The organism is Nonomuraea sp. NPDC049646 (assembly GCF_044465525.1).
GTDB lineage: Bacteria > Actinomycetota > Actinomycetes > Streptosporangiales > Streptosporangiaceae > Nonomuraea.
Genome location: NZ_JBITLU010000009.1, coordinates 131,410 through 158,002 on the forward strand (window position 1 = coordinate 131,410; position 26,593 = coordinate 158,002).

Annotated in this window: 23 protein-coding genes; 11 read left to right on the forward strand and 12 right to left on the reverse strand. The window is 72.1% G+C overall.

Going from position 1 to position 26,593, the window contains the following annotated elements; genetic code table 11:
• Positions 1 to 3: 3 nt before the first annotated feature.
• The 3 genes from ACIBQ8_RS27025 to ACIBQ8_RS27035 are packed head-to-tail and all read left to right on the forward strand — an operon-like array spanning position 4 to position 2,618.
• Positions 4 to 939: a LysR family transcriptional regulator gene (locus ACIBQ8_RS27025; RefSeq protein ID WP_397178713.1), complete on the forward strand. Its 936-nt coding sequence runs from the start codon at positions 4 to 6 to the stop codon at positions 937 to 939.
• 9 nt (positions 940 to 948) lie between these two features.
• A complete protein-coding gene (locus ACIBQ8_RS27030) occupies positions 949 to 1,620 on the forward strand; it encodes a ribonuclease HII (RefSeq protein ID WP_397178712.1) in 672 nt (223 codons plus the stop codon).
• Between the two features lie 17 nt (positions 1,621 to 1,637).
• Positions 1,638 to 2,618, forward strand: coding sequence for an LLM class flavin-dependent oxidoreductase (locus ACIBQ8_RS27035; RefSeq protein ID WP_397178711.1), 981 nt, complete (start codon positions 1,638 to 1,640; stop codon positions 2,616 to 2,618).
• 35 nt (positions 2,619 to 2,653) lie between these two features.
• On the opposite strand, the gene ACIBQ8_RS27040 is transcribed toward ACIBQ8_RS27035, so the two are convergent.
• The 3 genes from ACIBQ8_RS27040 to ACIBQ8_RS27050 all read right to left on the reverse strand — a co-directional run bounded on the left by ACIBQ8_RS27040 (position 2,654) and on the right by ACIBQ8_RS27050 (position 5,525).
• On the reverse strand, positions 2,654 to 3,040 hold the full coding sequence (locus ACIBQ8_RS27040; RefSeq protein ID WP_397178710.1) for an SCO5389 family protein: 387 nt from the start codon (positions 3,038 to 3,040) through the stop codon (positions 2,654 to 2,656).
• Positions 3,041 to 3,117: 77 nt separating this feature from the next.
• Positions 3,118 to 4,047 (reverse strand): ATP-binding protein, encoded by a 930-nt coding sequence (locus ACIBQ8_RS27045; protein ID WP_397178709.1) that lies wholly within the window; start codon positions 4,045 to 4,047, stop codon positions 3,118 to 3,120.
• Between the two features lie 98 nt (positions 4,048 to 4,145).
• Entirely contained in the window at positions 4,146 to 5,525 is a 1,380-nt protein-coding gene (locus tag ACIBQ8_RS27050; RefSeq protein WP_397178708.1) for an LCP family protein, read from the reverse strand.
• Between the two features lie 127 nt (positions 5,526 to 5,652).
• Here ACIBQ8_RS27050 and ACIBQ8_RS27055 point away from each other — a divergent pair, with 127 nt between their 5' ends.
• A complete protein-coding gene (locus tag ACIBQ8_RS27055) occupies positions 5,653 to 6,381 on the forward strand; it encodes a class I SAM-dependent methyltransferase (RefSeq protein WP_397193270.1) in 729 nt (242 codons plus the stop codon).
• Between the two features lie 41 nt (positions 6,382 to 6,422).
• A complete protein-coding gene (locus ACIBQ8_RS27060; protein WP_397193271.1) occupies positions 6,423 to 7,853 on the forward strand; it encodes an MFS transporter in 1,431 nt (476 codons plus the stop codon).
• Here the strand turns inward: ACIBQ8_RS27060 and ACIBQ8_RS27065 are convergent.
• The 3 genes from ACIBQ8_RS27065 to ACIBQ8_RS27075 all read right to left on the reverse strand — a co-directional run bounded on the left by ACIBQ8_RS27065 (position 7,831) and on the right by ACIBQ8_RS27075 (position 10,182).
• Positions 7,831 to 8,391 (reverse strand): hypothetical protein, encoded by a 561-nt coding sequence (locus ACIBQ8_RS27065; RefSeq protein ID WP_397193272.1) that lies wholly within the window; start codon positions 8,389 to 8,391, stop codon positions 7,831 to 7,833. The genes ACIBQ8_RS27060 and ACIBQ8_RS27065 overlap by 23 nt on opposite strands.
• A 48-nt stretch (positions 8,392 to 8,439) precedes the next feature.
• Positions 8,440 to 9,114, reverse strand: coding sequence for a hypothetical protein (locus ACIBQ8_RS27070; RefSeq protein ID WP_397178704.1), 675 nt, complete (start codon positions 9,112 to 9,114; stop codon positions 8,440 to 8,442).
• A gap of 84 nt (positions 9,115 to 9,198) precedes the next feature.
• Positions 9,199 to 10,182 carry a polyprenyl synthetase family protein gene (locus tag ACIBQ8_RS27075; protein ID WP_397193273.1) on the reverse strand — a complete coding sequence of 328 codons (984 nt, stop codon included), beginning with the start codon at positions 10,180 to 10,182 and terminating at the stop codon, positions 9,199 to 9,201.
• Positions 10,183 to 10,306: 124 nt separating this feature from the next.
• Here ACIBQ8_RS27075 and ACIBQ8_RS27080 point away from each other — a divergent pair, with 124 nt between their 5' ends.
• Entirely contained in the window at positions 10,307 to 11,257 is a 951-nt protein-coding gene (locus tag ACIBQ8_RS27080) for a serine hydrolase domain-containing protein (protein WP_397193274.1), read from the forward strand.
• Between the two features lie 36 nt (positions 11,258 to 11,293).
• On the opposite strand, the gene ACIBQ8_RS27085 is transcribed toward ACIBQ8_RS27080, so the two are convergent.
• Positions 11,294 to 12,247: a zinc-binding alcohol dehydrogenase family protein gene (locus ACIBQ8_RS27085; protein WP_397193275.1), complete on the reverse strand. Its 954-nt coding sequence runs from the start codon at positions 12,245 to 12,247 to the stop codon at positions 11,294 to 11,296.
• Positions 12,248 to 12,331: 84 nt separating this feature from the next.
• On the opposite strand from ACIBQ8_RS27085, the gene ACIBQ8_RS27090 reads away from it, so the two are divergent.
• On the forward strand, positions 12,332 to 12,919 hold the full coding sequence (locus ACIBQ8_RS27090; protein WP_397178700.1) for a TetR/AcrR family transcriptional regulator: 588 nt from the start codon (positions 12,332 to 12,334) through the stop codon (positions 12,917 to 12,919).
• Between the two features lie 31 nt (positions 12,920 to 12,950).
• Here the strand turns inward: ACIBQ8_RS27090 and ACIBQ8_RS27095 are convergent, their stop codons facing one another.
• On the reverse strand, positions 12,951 to 13,820 hold the full coding sequence (locus ACIBQ8_RS27095; RefSeq protein ID WP_397178699.1) for a LysR family transcriptional regulator: 870 nt from the start codon (positions 13,818 to 13,820) through the stop codon (positions 12,951 to 12,953).
• Between the two features lie 71 nt (positions 13,821 to 13,891).
• Between ACIBQ8_RS27095 and ACIBQ8_RS27100 the strand changes: the two genes are divergently transcribed.
• From ACIBQ8_RS27100 to ACIBQ8_RS27110, 3 genes are all read left to right on the forward strand, one after another.
• Positions 13,892 to 14,770, forward strand: a complete 879-nt coding sequence (locus tag ACIBQ8_RS27100) for a 4-hydroxy-tetrahydrodipicolinate synthase family protein (protein WP_397193276.1) — start codon at positions 13,892 to 13,894, stop codon at positions 14,768 to 14,770.
• Positions 14,771 to 15,166: 396 nt separating this feature from the next.
• The gene (locus ACIBQ8_RS27105) at positions 15,167 to 15,607 is read left to right on the forward strand and encodes a MarR family winged helix-turn-helix transcriptional regulator (protein ID WP_397193277.1); all 441 of its coding nucleotides are present in this window, start codon (positions 15,167 to 15,169) and stop codon (positions 15,605 to 15,607) included.
• Between the two features lie 158 nt (positions 15,608 to 15,765).
• On the forward strand, positions 15,766 to 17,433 hold the full coding sequence (locus tag ACIBQ8_RS27110) for an ABC-F family ATP-binding cassette domain-containing protein (RefSeq protein WP_397193278.1): 1,668 nt from the start codon (positions 15,766 to 15,768) through the stop codon (positions 17,431 to 17,433).
• Between the two features lie 46 nt (positions 17,434 to 17,479).
• Here the strand turns inward: ACIBQ8_RS27110 and ACIBQ8_RS27115 are convergent, their stop codons facing one another.
• From ACIBQ8_RS27115 to ACIBQ8_RS27125, 3 genes are read right to left on the reverse strand one after another with little or no spacing between them, the layout of a single operon-like run.
• Positions 17,480 to 22,282, reverse strand: a complete 4,803-nt coding sequence (locus ACIBQ8_RS27115) for a DNA repair ATPase (protein ID WP_397193279.1) — start codon at positions 22,280 to 22,282, stop codon at positions 17,480 to 17,482.
• Between the two features lies 1 nt (position 22,283).
• Positions 22,284 to 24,380, reverse strand: a complete 2,097-nt coding sequence (locus ACIBQ8_RS27120; RefSeq protein ID WP_397193280.1) for a flotillin family protein — start codon at positions 24,378 to 24,380, stop codon at positions 22,284 to 22,286.
• On the reverse strand, positions 24,380 to 24,931 hold the full coding sequence (locus ACIBQ8_RS27125) for a hypothetical protein (RefSeq protein ID WP_397193281.1): 552 nt from the start codon (positions 24,929 to 24,931) through the stop codon (positions 24,380 to 24,382). The genes ACIBQ8_RS27120 and ACIBQ8_RS27125 overlap by 1 nt, the downstream gene beginning before the upstream one ends.
• Before the next feature lie 155 nt (positions 24,932 to 25,086).
• On the opposite strand from ACIBQ8_RS27125, the gene ACIBQ8_RS27130 reads away from it, so the two are divergent.
• On the forward strand, positions 25,087 to 26,001 hold the full coding sequence (locus ACIBQ8_RS27130; RefSeq protein ID WP_397193394.1) for an NADP-dependent oxidoreductase: 915 nt from the start codon (positions 25,087 to 25,089) through the stop codon (positions 25,999 to 26,001).
• A 34-nt stretch (positions 26,002 to 26,035) separates the two neighbouring features.
• Here ACIBQ8_RS27130 and ACIBQ8_RS27135 read toward each other — a convergent pair whose 3' ends face one another.
• Entirely contained in the window at positions 26,036 to 26,557 is a 522-nt protein-coding gene (locus ACIBQ8_RS27135; protein WP_397193282.1) for a CGNR zinc finger domain-containing protein, read from the reverse strand.
• Positions 26,558 to 26,593: the final 36 nt, after the last annotated feature.

Sequence of the window (26,593 nt, forward strand, 5' to 3'; positions counted from 1 at the left end):
CTGATGCTCGAATTCCGGCGTTTGGCGCTGATCTGTGAGTTCGCTCGCCGGGGCAGCATCGCGGCCGCCGCCGAGTCGCTGGGCTACAGCCCGTCGGCCGTCTCCCAGCAGCTCGCGGCGCTCGAACGGGAGACCGGCACGGCGCTGATCGACAGAACCGCGCGCAGCGCGGAGCTGACCGACGCCGGACGCCGGCTCGTCCGGCACGCCGAACGCATCCTGTCAATGGTCGAGGAGGCCGAGTCCGACCTCTCCGCCCATGCGGGCACCCCCTCGGGGCGCGTCGTCGTCACCGCCTTCCCCACAGCGGCCGTGGCATTCGCGCCGGCGCTCGCGCGTTCGCTGCGCCGCCACACCGAGCTGACGCTCCGCCTGGGCCAGAGCAGGTCGGGACGGGGCATGCGGGAGGTCCAGTCGGGCGAGGTGGACATCGCCCTCGTCGACGACTGGTACGGGTCGGTCCGCGAGAGCGAGAGCCTGCGGGTCTTCCCCCTGCTGCGCGACCCCATCGTGCTGGTCGTGCCGCGCAGGCACCGGCTGGCCGACCCCGGAGTGCCGCTCGACCTGCGCGAGCTGCGCGACGAGCCGTGGATGGCCACCCCCGACGGCGAGCCCTCGCGCCTGGCCGTGGACCGGCTGTTCGTGGACGTCGGCGGCACCCGGCCGACGCCCTGGGAGTTCGAGGGGCTAGGGACGATCCTCTCCCTCGTCGCCAAGGGCATCGGCATCGCCGCGGTGCCCGCGCTCGCGCTGGCCGCCGGGGTGCGCGGGCTGGCGGTCAGGGAGTTCCCCGGCAACCCGGTCGGCCGCGACGTGCACGCGGTGGCCCGCAGGTCCAGCGTGCACCGGCCGTCGGTGTCGGTGACGTTGCGGGCGATCCACGTGGCCGCCCGGTACATCGCCGGCGATCTGGAGCCGGTGACCCCGGCCGAGCGGTAGCGTCTGCGCATGGCGCCGACGTACGAGATCGAGCAGCTCCTGCTGTCCATGCCGAGCACCCGCACGGTCGCGGGCGTCGACGAGGTGGGCAGGGGCGCGTGGGCGGGGCCGGTGACGGTCTGCGCCGTCGTGACCGATCTGTCTGAGCCGCCGCCCGGTCTGACCGACTCCAAGCAGGTCTCGGCCGCCAAGCGCGGCCCGCTCGCCGACGAGCTGACCGCGTGGGCGGCCGGCATCGGGTTCGGCGAGGCGAGCCACGCCGAGATCGACGCGCTCGGCATGACCGAGGCGCTGCGCAGGGCCGCCCGCCGGGCGCTCGAAGCCCTGCCGGTGCGCCCCGACGCCGTGATCCTCGACGGCAAGCACGACTACATCGGCGCCCCCTGGCCGGTCCGCCTGGAGATCAGGGGCGACGCGGCCAGCGTCTCGGTCGCGGCGGCCTCGGTCCTGGCCAAGGTACGCCGCGACGCCTACATGGGGACGATCGGGCACGACGAGTACGGCTTCGCGGACAACGCCGGATACCCCTCGCCCGCGCACCAGGACGCCCTGGCCCGCCTCGGCCCCACACCGCACCACCGGCTCTCCTGGTCCTACCTGGACGACCTGCCGCAATGGCGGCATCTGAAGCAGGCCAGGGATCCGCTCGTGGGCGAAGGGCAGGCGGCGCTGTTCGGCTGAGCCGTAGGATCGGGGGAGTGCGGATCGGGATCTTCGTCATCGCGGCCTGCTTTCCCGGCCAGGATCCAGGGCAGGTCCTGCGGAACTCGGTTGAGCTCATCGAGGCCGCCGAGGCGGCCGGGTTCCACGACGCCTGGATCGCCGAGCACCACTTCATGTCCTACGGCGTGTGCCCGTCGGCGGTCACGCTGGCCGCCGTGGCGGCGGGTCGTACCAGCCGGATCGGGCTCGGCACGGCGGTGAGCGTGCTGTCCTCGCACCATCCCGTGGCGCTGGCCGAGCAGGCGGCCATGCTCCACCACCTGTCGGGCGGGCGGTTCACGCCGGGCGTCGGCAGGGGCGGCCCGTGGGTCGACTTGGAGGTGTTCGGCACCGGGCTCGACCGGTTCGAGCGGGGCTTCGCCGAGTCGCTCGACCTGCTGGTCGAGGCCCTGTCGGCGGGGTCGGTGGCGGCCGAGGGGGAGTTCTTCCGGTTCAGGGAGGTCGCCTTGGTGCCGCGGGCCCGGCTGCGGCCCGTGGTGGCGTGCACGTCGGGCTCGACGGTGGCGCTGGCGGCCGAGCGCGGGCTGCCGATGCTGCTCGGCATGCACATCGGCGACCACGACAAGGCCCTGCTGGTCGCCGAGCACGTCGCTCGCGGCGGGAGCCCGGCGGGGCACCTGGCGGCCGGGGTGGCGCACGTGGCCGACTCGACCGAGGCGGCCGTCCGTGAGCTGAGGGAGTCGATGCCCGCGTGGCTGGGCCCCGGGCTGGCCGGTTACGTTCCGGTGGACGGCCGGCCGCGCCCCTCGCGGGACGTCGCCGCCTACGTCGACCTGCTGACGCGCATCCATCCGGTCGGCTCGCCCGCCCACTGCGCCGAGGTGCTGCTGCGCACGGCCGAGAGCACCGGGATCGAGCACGTGATCCTGACCGTGGAGGGCATCGGCGACCACCGGCGGGCCCTGGAGGACGTGCGCCGCCTCGGCGCCGAGGTCCTGCCCCTGTTGGACGACTGACGGGCGAGCCGGGAGGCCCCGGCTCGCCCGTGGGTTCAGCAGTCGACCAGCTCCGGTTTCTGGTTGAGGATCTGGGCCCGCGGGGTGACGAACTCGTCGAGGGCCTTGGTGGCCGCCGGGTCGAAGACGGCGACCCGGTGGCAGTTCTGGAAGGCCAGCCGTACGCCGAAGTGGCGTTCGAGCGCGCCGCGCATCGCGTCGCTCGCCAGACACCGCAGGAGCTGGCCGCGTGCCTCCTCGGACGGCGGTGGCACCTGGTTGTCGGTGAACTCGGCTCCGCTCTGCGCGCGCTCGGCGACCAGCTCGCTGATCAGCGACCACGCGTAGGGGAGTGAGTCGCGGACGCAGGCGACGAACGCGGCGTCGTCCACGTCTCCGGCTCGGGCCTGGTCCAGCAGATCGTTCGGGACGGTCAGCGACATGCTGTCTCCTCTCGAAGGGGATCGAATCTGACGTTATGTGGGAGAAGGGGGCAGCTCCAGAGCCCTGGAGGTGCGTTTTAGGGGCCGTAGACGAAGTCAGGATCGATCTGCTCGGCCAGGTCGGCTCCCGTGCGGGCGTTGGCCCACGCGCGGGCGTTGCGCAGGTGGAACTCCGCGGTCTGGCGGCCGAAGCGCGGCCAGTCCTTCTCCTGCGCGTCGAGGGTCTTGCGCAGGACGGCCAGCGCGTCGGTGTTGGCCGGCTCCAGGTCGTCGAGCGTGAAGTGGCGGCCCTGCTCCATGGCGCGCACCGCCGAGGAGTGCTCCATCCAGGTCAGCAGGTCGTCGCCCACGTGCGCGCGCAGGAACTCCACGTCGGACGGGCCGTGGACCTTGTTGCCGACCACGGCGAGCGCGACGTCGTACTTGGCGGCGTGGTCGCGGTACTGCTGGTAGACGCTCACGCCCTGCCTGGTGGGCTCGGCGACGAGGAAGGTCAGGTCGAACCGGGTGAACAGCCCGGAGGCGAAGGAGTCGGAGCCGGCGGTCATGTCGACCACGACGTATTCGCCCTGGCCGTCGACCAGGTGGTTGAGCAGCAGCTCCACCGCGCCGACCTTCGAGTGGTAGCAGGCCACGCCGAGGTCGTCGTCGTTGAACGGGCCGGTGGCCAGCAGGCGCAGGCCGTGGGGGGTGGTCACGGCGTAGTCGAGCGCGGCCAGGTCGTCGAAGCTCAGCAGGCGCGAGCCGCGGCCCGGCGGGGTGGTCTTGACCATGGTCTCGGCCGAGGCGATGCGCGGGTTGTCGCCGCGCAGCAGGTCTTTGATCTCGGTGAGGTGGGCCCCGAGCGGCTCGGGCTGGGCGTCGAGGCCGAGCACCAGGGCCAGGTGCTGGTTGATGTCGGCGTCCATGACGACCACCGGGTCGCCCTGGGCCGCCACGTGCCGCGCGAACAGCGCCGAGATCGTCGTCTTCCCGCTGCCGCCCTTGCCGACGAATGCCACTCTCACGTGCGCTCCTGAAATGACGATGAAAATCGTTTCCGTTGGGCCCGCGCACCATCATGCCACACTCCGTACTGGAGTGATGGCTGTCGGAAAGGTGAGGGTCAGCCGCAGGCGGCGTCCAGGCTGACCGGGTTCTCCGGGTTCTGGGTCGGGGCGGCGGAGTGGTGCGCGCTGGCCGACCGGTTGGCCGGGCGCTCGTCCAGGGCCTCGGAGACCTTGCGCCTGATCAGGTACCAGTCGGGCGTGACCGTGCTGATCAGCGGCGGGACGAAGCTGAGGCTCCGGATCCTGGTGTCCTTCACCTTGTCCGACAGCTCGATCAGGGCGGGCAGCAGGTCCTGGGGCACGTCGCTGGAGATGGCCCGCTTGGTGGCCGCGGCCAGCTTCTCGAAGCTCTTGAGCACGGTCATCGGATCGGCCTGCTTGGCGACCGCGTTGAGCAGGCACTTCTGGCGGCCCATGCGGACGTAGTCGTCGCTGTCGGTGCGGGAGCGGCCGTACCAGAGGGCTTCCTCGCCGGACAGTTTGCGGGTGCCCGCGGGCAGCAGGCCCTCGCGGTACCTGCCGTACACGATGGGGTCCTTGACGGTGACCCGGACGCCGCCCATCGCGTCGATGATCTCGGCGAAGCCCTTCATGTCGACCATGGCGTAGTAGCTGACCGGGATGCCGAGGATGTCGCTGACGGTGCGCTTGAGCAGCGACGGGCCGCGCTTGCCCCTGCCCACGCCGGGGACCATCTCCGGGTGGTCCTCGGCGTACTGGAAGATCTCGTTGAGCAGGCCGGGGGTGCTGGGGCCGTCGCCGGTGAAGCCGAAGGGGAAGCGGCTCCTGGCCGGGCCGTGCGGGAGCTGGACCCGCTGCAGGTTGCGCGGCAGGCCGAACAGGGTGGTGGCGCCGGTCTCGGTGTCCACGCTGGCCACGGTCATGCTGTCGGTGCGGACGCCGGGCCGGCCGGGGGCGGCGTCCGCGCCGATCAGCAGGAAGTTGACGCGCTCCGCGCCGTTCCACGGGTCCTGGGCGACGACGGGGGCGCTGCTGGTGGTGGTGGCGAAGACGTGGCTGACGACGTCGCGGGACAGGTAGGCCATGCGGGTGGCGTACGCGGTGGGGGCCAGGACGAGGGCGCAGAGGGCGGCCGCGAGCGTGGTGGTCAGGAAACGCCCGGCGGTGTCGGAGGACTCCGGACGGACCAGCAGGAACGACCGGATGATCACGGCGGTCCAGGCGAGCGCGATCCCGACCAGCGCCACGGTGAGCACCGTGAGCCAGCCGGGCTGGACCGCCAGCGACAGCAGGCGGGTGCTGAACGCAGTGAACACCGTCAGGACGCCGGCCAGCATCAGCACGTAGGCCGCCATGAGGGCGATGCCCGTCCGGTGACGGTGGGTGGCCAGGTGCGCCACCCCCCAGAGCGCGGCCGACGCCACCGTCAGCGCGATGCTCGCTCCTAGGCCGAATTCGCGTTTTTTCCCTGTCATGCCTGGTCAAACCCCCAATGCCAGCCCATCCAAGTCACCATAGTTATTGCGTTGCGGGCCAATTGAGGGTGAAGGGGAAGTGTTTGCTCAATTCCCGGTCAAGACCATCTTGAGATATAACGTGAGTGTGAGCACTCGACACGGTAGCTACGGATTCGACGCGCCGTGGGCCCTCGGCGGACTGCTCTTCGGGGCGGTCGTCCTGCTGGCTCTCGCGGCGCTCTCCTTCGTGCTGGACATCCCCGCCGCCGGGATCGCCTTCGCCTTCGGCGGGCTCTACACGCTGGCCAGCGCGGCCAGCTACCTCTACACCACGCGCCGGGGCAAGTTCGCCGTCTGGGCCGAGCTGCTGGCGCCGCTCGAAGGCGGTGAGCGGGTGCTCGACCTCGGCTGCGGACGCGGCGCGGTGCTGCTGGCCGCCGCCGCCCGGCTCACCTCCGGCCGGGCCGCCGGCGTCGACCTGTGGAGCTCGAAGGACCAGTCGGGCAACGCCGCGGCCGTCACCCTGGCCAACGCCGCGGCCGAAGGCGTCGCCGACCGGATCGCCCTGGTCACGGGCGACATGCGTGCCCTGCCGTTCGAGGACGGCGCGTTCGACGTCATCGTGTCGAGCCTGGCGATCCACAACATCCCCTCCGCGCAAGGCCGCGAGCAGGCGGTCAGGGAGGCCCATCGGGTGCTGCGGCCCGGCGGGCTCATGCTGATCGCCGACTTCCGGCACGCGCCCGACTACGAGGACGCCCTGCGCGACCTGGGCGTGATCGACATTCGCCGGCGCGACCTGGGCGCCCGCCTGTGGTACGGCGGCCCCTGGTTCGGCACCACCCTGGTCGAGGCCAGAAAACCTGCCTTGTAGGGAACGTTTGCCGTCCGTTTACCGGGTACCCAGATGCCCTTATGAGCGACGTGGATACCGGCACCGTAACCACCAAGGTGCCCGCACGGCTGGACCGGCTGCCGTGGTCCCGCTGGCACTGGATGATCGTCATCGGCCTCGGCACCGTATGGGTGCTCGACGGGTTGGAGGTCACCATCGTCGGCAACCTGTCCGGGCAGCTCGCCAAGCCCGGCAGCGGCCTGGACATCACCCAGGCGCAGGTCGCCGGCCTCGCCGCGGCCCTCTACGTGGCCGGGGCCTGCGCGGGGGCGCTGTTCTTCGGCTGGCTGACCGACAAGTTCGGCAGGAAGAAGCTGTTCCTGCTGACACTCGTGGTCTACCTCGCGGCGACGCTGATGACCGCCCTGTCCTTCGACGCCTGGTGGTTCTTCCTGTTCCGCTTCATGACCGGCTTCGGCATCGGCGGCGAGTACGCGGCCATCAACTCGGCCATCGACGAGCTGATCCCGAGCCACCACCGGGGACGCATCGACATCATCATCAACGGCAGCTACTGGCTCGGCGCGGCGGGCGGCGCCCTGCTGACCGTGCCGCTGCTGAACGACCTGCCGGTCAACATCGGCTGGCGGGTGGCGTTCGGGCTGGGCGTGGTGCTCGGCCTGGCCATCCTGCTGGTGCGCAGGAACGTCCCGGAGAGCCCGCGCTGGCTGTTCATCCACGGCCGCGACCGCGAGGCCGAGCAGATCGTGGACGACATCGAGCGCCGGATCGGCGGCGACCTGCCCGAGCCGCAGGAGTCGATGACCATCCACCAGCGCAGGTCGATCGGCTTCCTGAAGATCGCGCACACGATGGTCGCGCTCTACCCCAAGCGCACGGTACTCGGGTTGTCGCTCTTCATCGGCCAGGCGTTCCTCTACAACGCGATCACCTTCGGGTACGCCCAGATACTGACCACGTTCTTCAAGATCGACTCGCACACGGGCTACTACTTCGCGATCATCGCGGTCGGCAACTTCCTCGGCCCGCTGCTGCTCGGCAGGCTGTTCGACACCGTCGGCCGGGTCCCCATGATCTCGGCGACCTACATCGGCTCCGGGGTGCTGCTGCTCGGCACCGCCTGGCTGTTCAACCAGGGCGCGCTGACCGCGATGACGCTGACCCTCTGCTGGTCGGTGGTGCTCTTCGTGGCCTCGGCGGGGGCCAGCGCGGCGTACCTGACGGTGAGCGAGATCTTCCCCATGGAGACCAGGGCGATGGCCATCGCGTTCTTCTTCGCCATCGGCACGGCCGCCGGCGGCATCGCCGGCCCGCTCGTGTTCGCCTCGCTGGTCGAGAGCGGCGCGCCGGGCGACACGGCGCTGGCGTTCTCGATCGGCGCGATCGTGATGATCGTCGCGGGGCTGGTCGAGCTGGCCTTCGGGGTCAAGGCCGAGCGCAAGGGCCTGGAGGAGATCGCCGCGCCGCTCACCGCCGCGCGGGCCGCATGACCCGCAGCACCTGGGTGCTGTCGGCCAGGTACAGGTGCGGCACGTCCACGAACACCCGCATCGGCCCGCGGTCCAGCTCCAGGTCGCGGGCCATGGTCGCGTGCACGTCGGCGAGCGGCAGGTAGTTGAGGTAGCTGGTGAAGGCGTTCTGGGAGCGGAAGGTCGCGGTCATGGCGAGCGCGCCGTCCCGGATCCGGAACGCCACGCCGATCAGGCAGGGCACCGCGTCGTACGGCTCGCCGGGGATGGTCAGCGAGATCCACGCGCTCTTGCTGTACGGCTTGACCCGCAGCAGGTCGGCCGCCCAGGCGAGCTGCCCCCTGATCCGGGCGCCGTAGCTGTACTTGAACGGCGGCACGACCACGTCCTCGCTGAACTTCCTGCTGTAGAGGGCCAGCCGGTCCGCGTCGCCGTACCGTGCGATGATCGGGTCGTCGCCCCTCACCTCGGCGATCTCGAACAGCACGGACGGGGCCTCGATCACGAGGCCGCGGTCGTCGTCGGCGAGTGTGCCCGCCGTCCAGACATGTCGCATCATCCACATCCACGCCTCCCCACATGACGCCCATAACGCAGGGCCGGGCATTCAGGTCTCCTGATCCGGGAACTCGTAGGGGTCGCGCGGGGGCCGGCGCCGCCTGGACACGTTGCAGCGCACGTAGTAGACGGCGTAGTGGACCAGCGTGACGAGGAGGATGCCGAAGGTGAGCAGGAGCAGGTTGGGCGCCTGCCCGCACAGGCCGGTGAGGCCCACCGTCAGGTAGGTGGAGTTCGCCAGCGCCAGCGTCGTCACGTTGATCCCGGGCCAGGCCAGCGGCGCGTACGTCTCCGGGAAGCGGGGGTCGATCGGCAGGTTCGGGCTCCAGCCGAGCCGGTCCTTGAGCCTGGAGGCGTACAGCAGGCGGAAGTTGTTGATCGCGCGGGCCGTCCTGGCGTGCGCGCGGACCGCCTCGATCAGCCGCAGGAACGGCAGCACGCTGAGCAGCCCGAACGCCGTGACCAGGGCGAACAGGTACCACGGCACGCGCTGCCACTCCGTGAGGCTCTGCGGGTCCACCACCTTGGCGCTGGTCAGGGCGATGGCCGCCAGGAACGGCCCCGACAACAGGCTCATGGCGAGCCTGGTCATCTTCAGCCGTTCTTCCTTCGCGGCCAGGTGGACCGCGTAGATGCCGGTGAAGTCCACGGCGGCGAGCTGGAGGAAGTGACTGGACTCAAGCCCGTCGTCCCGGATCATCATGCGATGGGGGATCTTTCGCATGTGCGCTCCTGTAGTGCGTGACTCCAGTATTAGCGCGGTTCGCCGGGTTGTGGAGGCGATTTCTACCAATTGTTCCAACAAATCTCAACTGACGCCCGTCAACTGCGACGACACCCCCGCGACGTGGTCGATGTAGGCCGTCGGGAGGCCGTACAGCAGGGCCGCGATCTCCCTGTCGTGGATCACCGGGAGGGCGGCCAGCGCGTCCGCGGCCAGGCCCCGGCAGAACTCCAGCGTGTTGGCCACCAGGTCGCCCGCCCGCAGCCGGCGCAGCGCCTCCTCCACCTGCGCGTCGCTCATGTCGCGACCGAGCAGGTCGCCGAGATCGGTGCCCGACAGCAGCAGCGGCAGGCTGTAGACGCCCTGCCGCAGGTCGTTGCCGGCCGGCTTGCCGAGCTGGGCGCTGGAGGCGGTCAGGTCGAGCAGGTCGTCCAGCACCTGGAAGATCAGCCCGAACTTCTCGCCGTACGCCGCCACGCGTGCCCGGTCCTCGGCCGGGGCCCGCGCGCAGACGGCCGCCACCAGGCAGCCGGCCCGGAACAGCGCGGCGGTCTTGCCGGTGATCGAACGCAGCGCGCTCTCCCTGGTCCTGGCGGGGTTGAACAGGTCGCTCGTCTCCAGGTACTGGCCCTCGGCCAGCTCCACCACGGTGGCCGCGAGCACCTCGGCGACCGGCCTGGACACCGCGGTGATGGCCGCCAGACCCGCCCTGGCCAGCATGAAGTCGCCGATCACCAGGGCCTTGCCCTCGCCCAGCTCGGCGTTGAGCGTACGGGTGCCGCGCCGCTCGGTCGCCCGGTCCATGAGGTCGTCGTGCACGAGCGAGCCGGCGTGGATCAGCTCGACGCACGCGGCGGCCGTGATCACCCGGCGGTCGGGGGCCTTGCCGAGGGCGAGCGAGGTCGCCAGCGTCAGGGCCGGACGTAACCGCTTGCCTCCGGCGCTGACGATCCGCCCGGCGCCCGCGTTGATCCCCGGCAGCGCGGACGAGCCGCTGAGCCGTCTGATCCTGGCCTCGACCCTGCGCAGACCCTGGCTGACGGCGGGGCTGTTCACGAGTTGCTCCATGGGACCAAGCCTGCTCCCGCGCCGCTGTGCCCCTCCTGAGAGACGCTGAGGACGCTCTCAGCCCTTGACCCTGACATCGTGGGAGCGGGTACGACAGGATGTCCCCCGGGCTTAGGAGGACATCATGGGAATGGCGGAGCGGGTCGAGGCGGTCCTGAAGGCCGGCACGGCGCCCAATCTGCACGGGGTCGTGGTCATGCGGGGCGGCGAGGTCGTCGTCGAGCACTACGGCGCGGGCGTCGACGAGCGGATCGGCGAGGACCCCCGGCACGCCGTCTTCGACCGCGACACGCTGCACGACGTGCGGTCGGTCACCAAGAGCGTGGTCGCGCTGCTGTACGGCGTGGCCCTGCGCGACGGGCTGGTGCCGCCGCCGGACGCCAGGCTGGTGGAGCAGTTCCCCGAATATCCGGACCTGGTGGCCGATCCGAGCCGGGCCCACCTCACCGTCGCGCACGCGCTCACCATGACGCTCGGGATCGACTGGAACGAGGACCTGCCGTACACGAGCTCGGCCAACAGCGAGATCGCGATGGAGCTCGCTCCTGACCGGTACCGGTTCGTCCTGGAACGTCCGGTGGTCGAGGAGGCCGGGAAGCGGTGGCTGTACTGCGGTGGCACCGCGGCCCTGCTCGGCGGGCTCATCGCGCGGGGGGCGGGCGAGCCGCTTGAGGAGTACGCCGCCAAGGCGCTGTTCGAGCCGCTCGGGATCACCAGGACCGAGTGGGTCAAGGGGATGGACGGCGTGGCGATGGCCGCGGCCGGGCTGCGGCTGCGGCCCCTCGACCTGGCCGCGCTCGGCCGGCTGGTGCTCGGCGGCGGGCTGGGCATCGTCCCCGAGCAGTGGGTGCGCGAGATGACGCGGCCCCGCGTCGTCATCGACGGCGACTTCCGCTACGGCTATCAGTGGTACGTCAGCACCGGCGACCGGCCGTGGACCGAGGCCATCGGGAACGGCGGTCAGCGGCTGCTCGTAGTGCCCGGTGAGGAGCTGGTCGTCGCGGTGACGGCCGGCGACTACAACGCCGAGCAGGTCAGCGCCACGGCCGTGCTGAACGCCGTCCTCGACCGCTGAGCCGCCCACAAGCTCGGCAGGACGGCCGCTGAGCGCTCACGGGACCAGCAGGACGCGGCCCGTGACCGCGCGCGACTCCAGGAGGCGGTGGGCCTCGGCCGCCTCGGTCAGCGGCAGGGTCTCGTGGGCGACGGCCCGGCTGCGTCCTGAGCCGAGCCGGGCCAGCATCTCGGGATAGTGCGTGCCGAACACCTGGCCGGCCCAGCCGGGGCCGCTGCAACCGACGACGGTCACGCCGCGTTCCATCAGGTCGGCGGCCGTGACGGCGGCGGGCTCGCCGCTCAGCATGCCGTAGAGCAGCATCCGCCCGGCGCCGGGCACGAGCCGGTCGAGCACCCGCCGGGCCGACGCGCCGCCGATCGACTCGAAGGCCACGTCGATGTCCGGCAGCGCGTCCGGCCAGGCGGGGTCGCCGTGGTCCAGGGCCTGGTCGGCGCCCAGGTCGAGGGCCTGCTGCCGCCTGGCCGGCGAGCCCGCGGTGGCGATCACCCGGGCCGCCCCGAACTCCTTGGCGTGCGCGACCACGTAGCCGCCGACCGCGCCGGCGCCCGCCTCGACCAGCACGGTCTCCCCGCCGCCGAGCCGCGCCCGGTGCAGCAGGGCGAGGGCGATCGCGCCGGGCGCGGCCCCGGCCAGCGCCTCCAGGGGCGTCACGTCCTCGGGGACGGGGCAGGTCAGGGCGGCGGGCATGGCCACGTACTCGGCGTAGGCGCCGAGGCCGCCGGTCACCCCCACGCGTACGGTGCCGAGCAGGGCGGCGTCCACGCCCTCGCCGGTCTCGACGACCTCGCCGACCGCCTCCGCGCCGGGCACGACGGGCAGCGGCAGCGGGAACGGCAGCGCGCCCGAGCGGATCTGCGTCTCGGCGTAGCCGACGCCGATCGCCTGCGCGCGGATGAGGACCTGGCCCGCCTCGGGGCGCGGGCGGGGCACGTCCACCGGCCGCAGGGTCCCGGGGCCGCCGGTGGCGTCGAGCTGGATGGCGCGCATGGTTGTTCCCGTCTGTATCTGAACCATTGGTCCAGTTAATATATGGACCGCTGGTCAAGTTTGTCCATGGGCAACAATGACCGGATGGAACGTCAAGAGCGGGCCGACGCCGCGCGCAACAGGCGGGCGATCCTGCGGGCGGCGGAGGAGCTGCTCCGCCGCCACCCGCCCGAGCAGGTCTCCGTCGAGCGGGTGGCGGTGGCCGCCGGCGTGGGCAAGGGGACGGTGTTCCACCGGTTCGGCAGCCGTACGGGGCTGATGCGGGAGCTGATGAGCGAACGGGCCCGCGAGCTGGACAAGGCGGTGGCCGAGGGCCCGCCGCCGCTCGGCCCCGGAGCGCCGCCCGTCGAGCGGCTGGTCGCCTTCCTGGGCGCGGTGGCCGAGCTGGCGGCGCGCAACGGCAACCTGGTGGCGGCGCACGAGCACGCGGTCGCGACCAGCAGGTCCGAGCCCCGCGAGACCAACCCGATCTACACCGGCTGGCACCGGCACGTCACCGCGCTGATCAGCGAGGGCCGCCCCGACGTGGACGCGGACGAGATCGCGCACCTGCTGCTCGGCTGCCTGCACATGGAGCCGATCGCGAGCCGGTTGCGGGCGGGGGACAGCGCCCGGCTCGCCCGCAGCTTCGCCGCCCTCGCCGAGGGCCTGCTCGGCCGGTCCGCCCCTTAGACCTCAGGACCGGCGGGCGCCGGAGGGGCCGTCAGAGGGGAAGGGTGGTGGCGGCGGTGTGGAAGGCGGCGACGGCCGCGCGGACCGCCGGGTGGTCGCCGTAGCCGCGGCGGAAGGCGGCCCGCGTGCGGCGGCTCAGGGGCAGGCGGGTCAGCGGGACGCCGTCCGGCGGGGTGAGCGCCGCCAGCCTGGGCACGAGCGCGACGCCCTGACCCGCGGCGGCGAAGGCGAGCACGGTGTCGAAGTCGTCGATGTGGTGCCGGACGCGGGGCTCGAACCCGGCCGCCTGGCAGGCCCTGATCGCCATGGTGTGGCAGAGCGTGCCCGGCTTGGCCATGATCCACGGGTCGTCGCGGGCGTCGAGGACGCGGGCGCGGTCGGTCAGGTACATCGGCTCGGTGAACAGCGGCTCGGTCTCGATGGAGGCGTCGGTGACCGGGGGCACGAAGTCGTACTCGTGCACGAGGGCGACGTCGAGCTCGCCCGCCCGCAGCGCCGCCGAGACGTCGGCGGGGTCGATCTCGGCCACCATCGGCTCCAGCCCGGGACAGTCCGCGGCCAGCCGGGCGAGCGCGGGCGGCAGGAGCACGCGGGTGGCCGTCGGGTACGCGCCGATCCGCAGGGGCCCCGACGGCCCGCCCCGGGCGGCGGCCAGCGCGGCCGAGGCGCGTTCGAGCTGTTCCAGGACGGCCTGCGCGTGCTCGACCAGCAGCAGCCCGGCCGGGGTGAGCGTGACCGTGCGCCCGGTGCGTTCCAGCAGCGGCACGCCCGCCTCCCGTTCGAGCGCGCTGAGCTGCTGCGAGACCGCCGAGGGGGTGAACGTGACCGCCTCTGCCACGGCGGTGATCGTGCCGCGCCTGGCCAGCTCGCGGAGCAGGTGGAGCTTGCGTGGGTCGAGCATAAGCCCATCTTAAGCTCGAACGAAGAAATCCGAACTGGACCTAACAGGTCTGCGGGCGGCAGGCTCGGAGCATGCTGAGAGGAATCCACGTACCGCTGGTCACGCCGTTCACGTCGTCGGGGGAGGTGGCCGCCGACGCGGTCGACAAGCTCGCCCGGCAGATGCTCGACGAGGGCGCGGCCGGTCTGGTGGCGCTGGGGACGACGGCCGAGGTGGCCGCCCTCGACCCGGGCGAGCGGGCCCTGGTGGTCGAGACCTGCGTACGCGTGTGCGCGGAACGCCGGGCGCTGCTGACCGTCGGCGTGACCGGGAACGACACCCGCACGACCGCCGCGGCGCTGCGCGAGCTGCCCGCCGGGGTGGACGCCGCCCTGGTGACCGTGCCGTACTTCCTGCGGCCCGGCGAGCGCGGCGTGATCGCGCACTTCGAGGCGCTGGCCGAGGCGTCACCCGTGCCGCTGGTGATCTACCACATCCCCTACCGGACCGGGCAGGCCATGGGCGCCGCGGCGCTGAGGGCCATCGGGGAGCACCCGAACATCGCGGGCGTCAAGTACGCCGTCGGCGGCATCGACCAGGACACGGTGGACCTGATGGCGGACCTGCCCGACGGCTTCGAGGTGCTGGGCGGCGACGACGCGTTCGTCTCGCCGCTGCTCGCGCTCGGCGCCACCGGCGGCATCCTGGCCTCGGCGCACGTGCTGACCAGGAGCTTCGTCGAGCTGGCCGACGCCTGGCTGGCCGGCGACGCGGCCACCGCGCGCCCGCTCGGGCACCGGCTGGCCCAGGTCTCCCGCGCGCTCTTCGCCGAGCCCAACCCGACCGTGATCAAGGGCGTCCTGCACGCCAGGGGCCTGATCCCGACGCCGGACGTGCGGCTGCCGCTGCTGCCCGCCTCCGCCGCCGCGGTGTCACAGGCCGACCTGGTGGCGGTACATCCAGGCCAGTGACTCCTGGCTCGCGCTCCGCTTCAGGAACACCGGCAGCATCAGGTCGCGGAAGACCCGGGCGAGCGGGCCCGCGGCGGACGAGGTGGGCCGAGGGGTTCGCGTCGTCCTCGAAGGCCGCCGCCAGGACGGGCCGCCAGTCGGCGGGCACGTCGCCGAGCCGCCTGGGCAGGTTCGCGAACACCACGTGTCGCCCGAGTCGGTCACCGCAGCCGAAGAAGGCCCGCTTGCCGAAGACCATGTCGTAGACGCCCGGCTCACCGCCGAACCCGCCGGTGCCCGGCCATCCCGCAGCCGGTGATCATCGCCTTCATGCTGGTATCGTTTCGTTCGGCCGAACGAAATATATGAGCACGGGTGAATGGGATGTCCAGGAATATTTCGGAGCATCGAAAGAAATTGTCGGACGAACTGGTCGAGGCAGGCCGGGAGAGCAGCAACGCCGCGGTCATGTACCACAGCGCCATGGGCGAGCGGCTGGGCCTGGGGATGACCGAGGAGAAGACGCTCGACCTGCTCCAGCGCCTCGGGCCGCTGACCGCCGGAGAGCTGTCCCGGCACACGGGCCTCGCCCCCGCCTCCGTCAGCGGGCTGATCGACCGGCTGGAGGCCAAATGGCTGGTCCGCAGGGTGCGCGACACCAAAGACCGGCGCCGGGTCATCGTCGAGATCAACTGGGAGCGGCTGGCCGGCTTCGGCGAGCTGTTCGAGCCGTTCGTGGCCGCCATGTCCGGCCTGTACGACCGGTACACCGACGACGAGCTGGCGGTGATCGCCGACTTCCTCCGGCGGTCCACCGCCCTGCAGCGGGAGGCCACCACGTCGCTGCGCACCGAATAAGGGGCTGTACACAATCCCGCTTATGGGCTACGGTGTCCGCCGATATGGGTTACTGCTTCCTGTGATTCTCACGCCCGAGGCGCGCACGCGTTGAGCCGACCGCTCCGCCGCGCCTCGTACCGGTCATATCCGCGTTGAGACCAGGAGGTGGAGCCTCTATGCGTACCGCTGCCCAATTGGCACTGAACGAGATCACCAAGCGTTACGACACCCGCATCGTCCTGGACCGGGTGTCGCTCACCGTCCGGCCCGGCGAGAAGGCCGGGGTGATCGGCGACAACGGATCGGGCAAGTCCACGCTGCTCAGGCTCATGGCGGGCGTCGAGCGTCCGGACAACGGCGAGCTGACCGTGGTCGCGCCCGGCGGCGTGGGGCACCTGCCGCAGTCGCTGGAGCTGCCGCCGCACGCCACCGTGGCCGACGTCGTCGATCTGGCCCTGGCCGAGCTGCGCGAGATCGAGGCGCGCATGCGCGCGCTGGCCGGCGCCGACCTGGACGCCTACGCCGCCGCCGTCGCCGAGTTCGAGGCGCGCGGCGGCTACGAGGCCGACACCCGGGTGGACGTCGCGCTGCACGCCCTGGGCCTGCCCGGCCTGGACCGGGACCGCCTGATCGCGACGATGTCGGGCGGCGAGCGGTCCAGGCTCGCCCTGGCCGCGACGCTGGCCGCCCAGCCCGAGCTGCTGCTGCTCGACGAGCCGACCAACGACCTGGACGACCAGGCCGTCGCCTGGCTCGAACAGCACCTGCGCGAGCACCGCGGCACGGTCGTCGCGATCAGCCACGACCGCGCGTTCCTCGACCGGGTCACCACGGTGATCCTGGAGGTCTCCGACGGGCGGGTGCGCCGCTACGGCGACGGCTACTCGGGCTACCTCGCGGCCAAGGCCGCCGAACGGGCCGCGCACGTGCGGGCCCACGAGGAGTGGCGGTCGGAGCTGGCCCGGCACGCCGGGCTGGTGGCGGCCAACGCGGGGCGGTTGGCGGCCATCCCGCGCGGGATGGTGCAGGCCGGGATGGGCACCGGCGCGTGGCGGGCGCGGTCGCGCACGCACGGGGCCGCCGGGCGCGTCCGGCAGGCGCACGCGCGGCTGCGCTGGCTCGAAGAGCACCCGGTGCCGCCGCCTCCCGTGCCGCTCCGCTTCACCGCCGCCATCACCGCACCGCCACCCGCCGACGTGCTCCCGCCGGATCACCCGCAGGGCGCGGGCGTCCCGGCCGACGTGTTCGGGGCGGGACGGTCCATGGCAGCCGTGCTCGACGGGGTGCGGGTGGCCGGGCGGCTGCGGATCGACGGGCTCGCCGTACGGCGGGGGGAGCGGCTGCTGGTCACCGGGCCGAACGGCGCGGGCAAGACGACGCTCATGCGGGTGCTGGCCGGCGAGCTGCGTCCCGACGAGGGGACCGTGCGCCGGACCGGACGGGCCGGTCTGCTGCGCCAGGAGGAACGGGCGGCCCGGCTGGACCGCACCGTCCTCGCGGCCTTCGCCGAGGGACGGACGGGCAGCCCCGACGAGCACGCCGACCGGCTGCTCGGCCTGGGCCTGTTCCGGCCGGACGACCTGCGGCGGCGGCTGGCCGACCTCTCCTACGGGCAGCGCCGCCGGGTCGAGCTGGCCCGCCTGGTCACCGAACCGGTGGACCTGCTGCTGCTCGACGAGCCGACCAACCACCTGTCGCCGATGCTGGTGGAGCAGCTTGAGGAGGCGCTGGCCCACTACCGGGGCGCGCTGGTGGTCGTCACCCACGACCGCCGCCTGCGCGCCGCCTTCACCGGCACCCACCTGGAGCTCGCCCCCGCCACACCCAGCAGGCAAGCCCCCTGACGGCCGGGCCCGCTCCGCTCAGGGAGCGGGCCGTTGACCGCCGGGTTCAGCGGTCCGACTCCCTGATGGCCGTGCCCACCTCGCTCACCCGGTCGGCGAGGAGGCCCAGGGCGCCCACGGCCCTGGTCATCGGGTCGTCGCCGGACCCGCCGAGCGCCCTGGCCCTGAGGAAGGCCGCCTTGATCTCCGCCCACCGCGCCGCCTGGGCGGAGGTCAGGCGGCCGCGCAGCTCGGCCAGCTTGAGCAGGTTGGCCTCGGCGTCCTGGGTGAGGGTCTGCGCCTCGCCCAGGTAGTGGTCGTCGATCACCGCCTCCAGCTCCTCGTCGTTCATGGCCGGCACGATGCGCTCGGCCAGCTTGTTCATGTTCCGGTACGACCCCTGCAACCGGTACGGCGGCTCGGTCCTGGACGCCTCCGCCTGGGACGCCGACGCGATGTAGGCCGCGTTGTTGGCCAGCACCACCTCCTGCGCCCGCACCAGCTTGCCCAGAACGCCGAGCACCTGCTCCAGCTCGGCCTTGCCGTACGGGTGCCGGAGCTGGTCGGGGCGGACGGCCGGGTCGCCCTTGGCCAGGCGTACCAGGAGCTCGACGTCGGCCCGGTCGCGGCCCGAGAGGGGGGCCAGCACCGGGTTGGAGGTCAGCGCGTTGTCCACGTAGCTCAGGGCGAACAGCTCGTCCCTGCCGGAGAGCACGTCGCCCAGGTTCCACACGTCGGCCCGGTTGGCCAGCATGTCCGGGATGCGGAAGCGCTGCCCGGACTCGGTGTACGGGTTGCCCGCCATGCACACCGCGAAGCGCTTCCCGCGCAGGTCGTACGTGCGGGTCCGGCCGTTCCAGACGCCCTCGATGCGGCGCTGGGCGTCGCACAGCGAGATGAACTTCTGCAGCAGCTCCGGCGAGGTGTGCTGGATGTCGTCCAGGTAGAGCAGGGTGTTGTTGCCGCTCTCCAGCGCGAAGGAGATCTTCTCGACCTCCTGCCTGGCCGTGGCGTCGGGCGCGTCGGCCGGGTCGAGCGAGGTGACGCCGTGGCCGAGCGCCGGGCCGTTCACCTTGACGAAGACCAGGCCGAGGCGGCTGGCGACGTACTCCATCAGCGTGGTCTTGCCGTAGCCGGGCGGTGAGATGAGCAGCAGCAGGCCCATCTGGTCGGTGCGCTTGCCCGCGCCCGCCGCGCCGAGCTGCTTGGCCAGGTTGTCGCCGATCAGCGGCAGGTAGACCTCGTCCAGCAGCCGGTTGCGGACGAACGCGCTCATCACCTTGGGCCGGTACTCCTCCAGGCGCAACCGGCGGCGTTCCTGCTCGATCAGCTCGTTGCGGCGGCGCTGGTAGGCCCGGTAGGCCGGGACCCGGTCCTGCCTGAAGGCGCGCGCCCTGGTCAGCAGCTCGTCGAGCCTGACCCGCAGCCTGCGGTCCCGCACGCGCGGATGCGCGCCGAGCAGCCCCTCGACGATCTCCTCGACGGCGGCGCTGGAATCGTGCCGCGGCAGGTCGCACAGGAGCACGGCGACGGCCTCGGCCACCTCGGGGCCCTGGCGGTAGGCGCCGATCCAGGCGTGGGCGAGCTGCAGGCGCTCGGGCAGGGGGAGCGCGGCCAGCTCCTCCTCGAACTCCCGCGTCCTGGCCGGGCCGAGCGCCTGCCTGAAGGCGTCGAGGAGGTCCCGCGCCGCCTTGCCGGTCACGAAGCCGGACGGCGTCGCGCCCAGCTCCTCGACCAGGTACTCGCCGGCCAGCGCGGCCGTGCCCCGCTCGATGTGCCGGCCGGGGGAGAAGACGGCGATCCGGTCGCCGAGCTCGGCGGCCAGCGCCTCCAGGGCGGGCGTCGGGCCGAAGACCGCGCGGGCGCGGACCAGGGAGGCGGCCCTGGTGGCCAATGTTTTACGTGAAACCTCGTCCGTGCCGAAGGCCCAGAAGAGCTGCGCCGCCGCGCGGGCCTCGGGCGGGTAGCGCAGCAGGCCGGCGCCCTCGCGCAGGCGGACCAGGCTCTCCAGGACGAGGATCGCGTCATGGTCGTGCACGCCGCGCTCATAGCCCTCGTCGTAGCGCTGCTCGGCGGCCTGGCGTACCAGGTCGGCCAGGGGAGCGCCGGGCTCCGCGGCGTCCAGGAGCGAGGCGGCCAGGTGCTCGGCCCGGTACATCTCCGGCGTCTCCGACACCAGCAGCTGCTCCCAGAACGGCCGCGTGTCGGCGAACGACGCCGGCACGGGCGCGCGGTAGTCGGTGCCCGTGATCGCGAAGTGCATCTCGCCGTCGTGCGGGACCAGCGTCAGGTCGATCGGCTGGGTGTTGACGGCGAACAGGTGACGGCCGAGGCGCAGCGTCTCGCCGCCGTCGGTGAACAGGTCCAGCCGGTCCCGCAGGGCGCGGCCGGCCTCCTGCTGGGCCGCCTTGACCCGGCCGTCCAGCTCCTCGGCCCGGACGGCGTCGCCCAGGGAGCGCAGCTCGGCCGCCGCCGTACGGACCCTGCCGACCATCGGATCGGTGGCGAAGTACGTGTTGACCTCGTCCATCGAGCCCAGCGACGCCAGCCGCCTGGTCACGCTGCCCAGGATGCGCCCGGCCGAGGCGAAGACCCGGTCGGCCCGCCGGGCCAGGCCGTCGAGCTGGGTCTGCTTCCTGGCCGAGAACGCCTCGTAGACCTCGTCCCGCTTGCCCGCGAGCTGGGCGGCGAAGTCGTCGAACTCGCCGAACCGCGCCTCCAGGTTCTCCACCTGGAGCATCAGGCGGCCGAGCTGCTCGTCGCACTTGCCCGGCGTGTCGGCCATCGCCAGCGCGCCCGAGACGGCCTGCCCGAACAGGGCGAACTCGGCGGCGAAGGCCGCGCGGCCCTCGGAGCCCAGCAGCTCGCGCCGCCGCCCGTCGAGGACGGCCCGCGCCCGGTTCACCCCGGCCAGCACCTCGGCGATCCGGCCCAGGATCGACGTGCGGACCGTGGCGTCGGCGATCTCCAGCGAGCCGACGACCTCCGTCACCACCTCCAGGCCCTCCGCCTGCTCGGCCAGCCGGTCGGCGACGGGCGCGGCCTCGGCCACGGTCGCGATCGCCGCGGCGTCGGCGGCCAGCCGGTCGACCGCCGCGTGGTAGGCGGTGAACGCCTGCGCGCCCTCCAGGAAGGCGACCGCGCGCCTGCCGGTCGCGGCCAGCTCCGCGGTCACGGCGGCGGACAGCTCGTCCAGGCGGGCGAGGTACAGGTAGCGGACGTCGCGCAGGGTCACCAGGCGGCCCTGCTGCCTGCGCAGCCCGGCCAGCGTGGTGACCCAGGCGTCGGCGGTGGCGGGGGTGTCGGCGGCGGCCTGGCGTACCAGGTGGGCGGTCTCCTCGGCGGCCGCCGCCAGGGTGTCGGCGGCCTGGCGGGTGAGCTGCTCGACGTTCTCGTACTCGTCGAGCACCTGCTCGGCGGTGGCCCGCACGTCGGCGAGCGGCTCGGCGAGCCCGTGCTCGCCGAGCCAGTGGTAGGAGTCGGCGGCGCGGGTGCAGGCGGCGATCAGGGCCTCGAACGTGGCCTCCGACGCCGCCATCTCCTCGACCATGCGGGCCACGGACAGGCAGTCGGAGATGCCGCGCACCAGCTCGGCGTTGCCGATGCGCTCCAGGGGCCCGGTCCCGGCGGGCTGGGCGGCGGCGTAGGTGTCGGACACGTACGGCGTCTGCCACACCTGCATCGGGTGGACCCGGGTCGGCTCTTCGGACAGGGCGCGGAAGACCACCATCGTGCCGTCATCGAACAGGGAGTACCCGTGGCAGACGATGGGGTTGGCCACCTCCTTCCTGATCACGTTGTACGGCAGCAGCAACGAGCGGCCGTCGCCGCGGGCGTGGAAGACGTACAGGACGTCCTCGCCGTTGGGCGAGCGCACGACCCGCTCGAACTCCAGGTCCGTGACGTCCGTGTCGAAGGTCTTGCTGATCCCGGTCGCCAGGTAGTAGCCGCCCGGGAAGATCAGCCCCTGGTCCTCGGGCAGCCGCTGGCAGGACTGGCCGATGCCGTCGAGCCTGGTCACCGCCTTGGTACGGGTGTTGAACACCAGATGCCGCCAGTCCGGCTCCTTGTACGGCCTGATCCGCATGAGGACGAGCGGCCCGACCCTGGCGTACTCGACGTCGGCGTCGGCCAGCGACTGGAGGCGTTCGGTGACCGGCTCGGAGTAGACGCCCGCGCCGGTCTCGGTGTTGTTCTCGACCTTGATGGTCAGGTCGCCGCCGATCGTCTCGACGAAGACCTCGCCCTCGACGGAGATGTGCGGGTGGCGGCCGAGCACGTGGTCGTCGCGGGTGGTCGGCGTCCACTCGAAGTCGTGGGACGGGGGGAAGACGTGGTCCCGCTCCCCCCTGTTATCCAGATATTTAGGGACACCGCCGTTGCTGACCGCCCACCTGAGCACCCGCGTGTCCGCCGGGCCCGTCCTGAAGACCGCCAGCAGCTTGCCCTCGACCCGTCTGAGCTGCTGGAGCCTGGTCTCCTTGTAGTACCGGTACAGCTCGGCGAAGTCCTTCCTGAACGCCGGCTCCTCCAGCGTCTCCAGCTTCCCGGTCTCGAAGGTGAACGCGTCCCCGTCCCTGGTGAAGCGGTGCACGGCGAACACGTCGGCCACGGTCGTCTCGGGCTTGAGCCCGATGAAGACGTTGTAGCCGAACAACATCACCTCGCCCAGCGAGACGATGTCCCTCGGGACGCAGTTGTTCTCGGTCCTGATCCGCTCGGTGCCGAGCAGGCGCAGCTCCGCGCCGCCGAAGACGCGCAGCCGCTGCCCGTTGACCTCCTCCGCCGCCACGGCGAGGGCCTTGGCCTGCGCCTGGAGACGGTTCCGGAGAACCTCGTAGGTCCCGGCCTCCAGCTCGGTGGTGCTCACGTCAGCCCTTCGCCGCCGCCAGCGCGGCCACGGGGGAGTCGGCCACGCCCAGCCGGCGCGCGGTCTCCAGCAGCTCGCCGAGCGCCGACGACTGCGGGCCGCCGTCCTGGATGAGCCGCATGAGCAGGGCCGAGACGGTCAGGTTCTTGATGTCCTCGGTGCGCACCCCGCCGACCACGCTCGCGATGTCCGCCGCCAGGCTGGCCGTCCCGTTGAGGTACGGCGCCGCCAGGGCCCCGGCCACGGTCGAGTGGCCGACGAAGCCGTCCACCGCCTTGCCCGTGGTGATCGAGCCGACCACCTTGTCGAAGAACATCGTGTCGCCGCCGACGATGTCGATGTTGGCCTTGGCCAGGCCCGCCGCCAGCACGCTGGCCTGCGACTCGGCCACCTGGCGGGTGACGTCGATGTGCTTGAGCCTGATCTCCTTGTCGGCCTCCAGGCGCAGGCGGTACTCCTCGTGGCCCCGGCTGGCCTCGTCCAGGGCGGCCATCGCGGCGGCCTTCTGGGTCAGGCCCTCGGCCTCGGCCTTCAGCTTCTCGCCGATCGCGGTGGCGCCGGCCAGCGCCATGGCCTGCTCGCCCTCGGCCTGCGCCTTGAGCCGGTCGCCCTCGATCAGCGCCATGGCCCGCGCGCCCTCGGCCTCGGCCCGCAGCCTCTCGCCCAGGGACAGGGCCTCCGCGCGGCCGACCTTCTCGATGGCGTCCGCGTCGCGCTCCTTGACCTGCACCTGCGCCAGCCCGGCCGCGGCGGACTCGGCCTGCACGCCCTCCGCGAGCCGGATCTTGGCCCGCGCCTCCAGCTCGGCGGCCTGCTGCCGGGCCTCGGCCAGCACCAGCTCCTCGCGGGCCTTGAACTTCGAGGCCGCCTCCGCGGCCTCGGCCGCCTTGATGTCCTTGACCAGGTTCTCCTGCGCCTCGGCCTCGGCCGCGATGATCACCTGCTGGCGGGTGCGCTCGGCCTCCTCGACCACGCGCAGCCGCTTGATGCTCTCCTCCTGCTCGGCCACCGTCTTGTCGACCGCGATGCGCTCCCGGATGACCTCGGCGATCGACCGCTTCTCGGTCTCGACCTCCTTGTCCTTGGCGATGCGCGACAGCTCGGTCTCCCGCTCGCGGGCGATGACCTCCAGCAGGCGGTCCTTCTCGATGCGCTCGCTCTCGATCGCGATCACGCGCTCGCGGTTCTTCTCGGCGACCGCCACCTCGCGGGCCTGGTTCTCGCGCTGCACGCCGATCTGCTCGTCGGTCTTGATGCCCGCCGTCTGCGCGCGCAGCCGCTCCTCGGCCTGCACGCGGGCGATCTCCGCCTCCTCGCGGGCCTTGACGGTCTCGATCTCGCGGCGCTGCTTGAGCTCGGCGTCGGCCTGGCGGCGCTGGAGCTCCAGGATGGCCTCGCGGGCGTCCACGTTCTGGCGGGTGATCTCCTTCTCCTCGGCCCGCTGGAACTCGTTGGTCCGTACGTGCTCCAGGGCGGTCAGTTCGGTGATCTTCCTGATGCCCTGCGCGTCCAGGATGTTGCTGGAGTCGAGCTGGGTGAGCGCGGTCTGCTCCAGGTAGTCGATGGCGGCGTCTTCGAGGCTGTAGCCGTTCAGGTCGGTGCCGATGAGCCGGATGATCTCGTCGCGGAACTCGTCCCGCTTGGTGTAGAGGTCGACGAAGTCGAGCTGCTTGCCGGCCGTCTTCAGCGCCTCGGAGAACTTGGCGCTGAACAGCTCCTGGAGGGTGTTCTCGTCGCTGGCCCGCGCGGTGCCGATGGCCTGGGCGACCTTGATGACGTCCTCGGCGGTCTTGTTCACCCGGACGAAGAACGTGATCTTGATGTCGGCCCTGATGTTGTCCCGGCAGATCAGGCCCTCACGGCCGGTACGCGTGATCTCGATGGTCTTCACCGAGATGTCCATGGTCTCGGCCTTGTGGACGACCGGCAGCACGATGGCGCCGGTGAACGTCACGTCCACCTTGTTGACCTTCGACACGATCAGCGCCTTGCCCTGTTCCACCTTGCGGAAAAGGCGGCCGATGATGACCAGCAGGCCAATCACGATGACCAGGACGACGGCGAGAAATACGCCGAAGCCCGTGGAGATGACGTCCATCAGATCTCGCTTTCGTAGGGCATGACCCAGAAGAATTCGCCGTCTTTGTCGTATTCGAAGATGAGTGCTTTGTCGCCGCGGCCCAGACGGTCCCGCCCGGTCGTCCGGACCTGGACGACGGCCGTCGAGCCGTCCTCGGCGGTGACCTCGGCCTGGCCGAAGCCGGCGGTGGCGGCGCCGGTGCGGATGACGCACGGGCGGCCCACGAGGTCGCCGCGCGAGTGCTGCCCGCCGTCCTGGAACGCCCTGCGCAGCGGCCGGATCAGGGCGCGCGTGGCGAGCCAGCCGCCCGCCGCCGCGGCGAAGGGCACGGCGGCCAGCGCGGCGTCCGGCAGCACCTGGCTGCCGACCAGACTCAGCAGCCACGCGACCGCGACCAGCAGGGAGATGACGATCCCGGCGGGGACGCCCCCGAATCCCAGCCATGGCGCGTCGTGGTCGAGGTCCAGCAGGCCCGCGATGACGGCCAGCCAATAAGCCAGGACCGCCGCGAGAAGGAAAGTGAAAATGACGGTCGGAAAGCCCAGAGCGGCGTGGAAGAACTCGGTCATCAACCCTCGGTTTGCCCCATCCCCCGGTGTGTCCTGACGGACTATATACATATAAAGCGCGACTAAAGCGCAAAGTTCCCGACTTCATATCGAAAGTTAGCCGACTTGACCTCAAGAGCGGTTGAGGTAGCACGCTCGACGACATGACTGACGTGATGAGGGCGGCGGCGTTCGCCGAGCCGGGCGGCCCCGAGGTGCTGAAGGTGATGGAGGTGCCCGCGCCGCAGGCGGGCCCGGGACAGGTGCGCGTCCGCGTGCGGGCGGCCGGCGTGCAGCCGTTCGACGCGGCCGTACGGGCGGGGTGGCTGCCGCCGTACATGGGGGACGTGCCCTGGCCGCGCATCCCGGGCAACGAGTTCGCCGGCGTGGTCGACCAGGTGGGCGACGGGGTCGCCGGGGTGTCGGCCGGGGACGAGGTGCTGGGGTTCTCGCGCCTGTTCGCCTACGCCGAGTACATCGTGGTCCCCGCGGCCGACGTGGCCCCCAAGCCCGCCGGGACGCCCTGGGAGGTGGCCGGCGGGCTGACCTCCGGCGTGCAGACGGCCGAGCTGGCCCTCGACGCCCTGGCGATCGGCGGCGGCGAGACGCTGCTCGTGCACGGCGCGGCCGGGTCCGTGGGCACGGCGGCCGTGCAGATCGCCCGCATGCGCGGCGCCACGGTGATCGGCACCGCCCGCGAGGCCAACCACGACCACCTGCGCGACCTCGGCGCGATCCCGGTCGCCTACGGTGACGGGCTCGCGGACCGGGTCCGGGCGCTCGCCCCCGGCGGCGTGCACGCGGCCCTCGACGGCGCCGGCGGCCACGCCCTGGAGGTCTCGCTCGACCTGGTCGCCGACCATGGGCGCATCGTCACGCTGGTCGAGCACGGCAAGGCGGCCGAGCTGGGGGTCAAGGTCGTCCAGGGCGAGCGCACGGCCGAACGGCTCGGCCGGTACGCCGCCCTGTACGCCGAGGGCCGCTTCGCCTTCCCGGTGCGGCGGACGTACCGGCTGGAGGAGGCCGCCGACGCCCACCGCGAGATCGAGACCGGCCACGGCCGGGGGAAGGTCGTCCTGGTGACCGACTGAGGCCCCCAGCCCCTCGATTACCGGGCGGGCCGGTTCAGACGGCGTTCTTGTGGCGCTGGTTGAACCGGCCCGCCTTGGCGCGGTTGCCGCACACCTCCATCGAGCACCACCTGCGGCTGCCGTTCTTGCTCACGTCGAGGAACCACAGGACGCAGGCCGGGTTCGCGCACTTGCGCAGCCGTTCGGGACGTTCGCGCAGGAGCCGGACGAAGTCGGCGGCCGCCGTCCAGGCCGCCGCCCAGGCCGGGTCGCTCACCACGACGGTCTCGCGCGGCCCGTCGGCGTCCACCCGCGGCCTGGTCGAGCCCTCGGCCAGCACCGCGTTGAGCGCGTCGTGCCCCCGGCCTTCGAGCGAGCCGCGCAGCGCGTCCCGCGTCCGGACGAGCCGGTCGCGCACCCGTTCGAGGCCGTCCTCGCCCGGCAGGCCGTGGTCGCCGAGCCAGGAGCGCACGCCTTCCAGGTCGTCGAACTGGTCGAGCAGGGCGCCCTGGTCCACCCAGACGGTGTCGACCAGGTCGAGCGCCATGGGCTCGTCGCGAAGCGGCCGTATCCTCACTGCCTCTAACCCCTAAAAGCGATTTGACTGGTTATC

Bases quoted from the DNA above. Each gene is read 5' to 3' on its own strand.
- ACIBQ8_RS27025 (WP_397178713.1), top strand. From the start codon at position 4: ATGCTCGAATTCCGGCGTTTGGCGCTGATCTGTGAGTTCGCTCGCCGG.
- ACIBQ8_RS27030 (WP_397178712.1), top strand. From the start codon at position 949: ATGGCGCCGACGTACGAGATCGAGCAGCTCCTGCTGTCCATGCCGAGC.
- ACIBQ8_RS27040 (WP_397178710.1), bottom strand. From the start codon at position 3,040: ATGTCGCTGACCGTCCCGAACGATCTGCTGGACCAGGCCCGAGCCGGA.
- ACIBQ8_RS27050 (WP_397178708.1), bottom strand. From the start codon at position 5,525: ATGACAGGGAAAAAACGCGAATTCGGCCTAGGAGCGAGCATCGCGCTG.
- ACIBQ8_RS27060 (WP_397193271.1), top strand. From the start codon at position 6,423: ATGAGCGACGTGGATACCGGCACCGTAACCACCAAGGTGCCCGCACGG.
- ACIBQ8_RS27065 (WP_397193272.1), bottom strand. From the start codon at position 8,391: ATGATGCGACATGTCTGGACGGCGGGCACACTCGCCGACGACGACCGC.
- ACIBQ8_RS27070 (WP_397178704.1), bottom strand. From the start codon at position 9,114: ATGCGAAAGATCCCCCATCGCATGATGATCCGGGACGACGGGCTTGAG.
- ACIBQ8_RS27075 (WP_397193273.1), bottom strand. From the start codon at position 10,182: ATGGAGCAACTCGTGAACAGCCCCGCCGTCAGCCAGGGTCTGCGCAGG.
- ACIBQ8_RS27080 (WP_397193274.1), top strand. From the start codon at position 10,307: ATGGGAATGGCGGAGCGGGTCGAGGCGGTCCTGAAGGCCGGCACGGCG.
- ACIBQ8_RS27085 (WP_397193275.1), bottom strand. From the start codon at position 12,247: ATGCGCGCCATCCAGCTCGACGCCACCGGCGGCCCCGGGACCCTGCGG.
- ACIBQ8_RS27090 (WP_397178700.1), top strand. From the start codon at position 12,332: ATGGAACGTCAAGAGCGGGCCGACGCCGCGCGCAACAGGCGGGCGATC.
- ACIBQ8_RS27095 (WP_397178699.1), bottom strand. From the start codon at position 13,820: ATGCTCGACCCACGCAAGCTCCACCTGCTCCGCGAGCTGGCCAGGCGC.
- ACIBQ8_RS27100 (WP_397193276.1), top strand. From the start codon at position 13,892: ATGCTGAGAGGAATCCACGTACCGCTGGTCACGCCGTTCACGTCGTCG.
- ACIBQ8_RS27110 (WP_397193278.1), top strand. From the start codon at position 15,766: ATGCGTACCGCTGCCCAATTGGCACTGAACGAGATCACCAAGCGTTAC.
- ACIBQ8_RS27120 (WP_397193280.1), bottom strand. From the start codon at position 24,380: ATGGACGTCATCTCCACGGGCTTCGGCGTATTTCTCGCCGTCGTCCTG.
- ACIBQ8_RS27125 (WP_397193281.1), bottom strand. From the start codon at position 24,931: ATGACCGAGTTCTTCCACGCCGCTCTGGGCTTTCCGACCGTCATTTTC.
- ACIBQ8_RS27130 (WP_397193394.1), top strand. From the start codon at position 25,087: ATGAGGGCGGCGGCGTTCGCCGAGCCGGGCGGCCCCGAGGTGCTGAAG.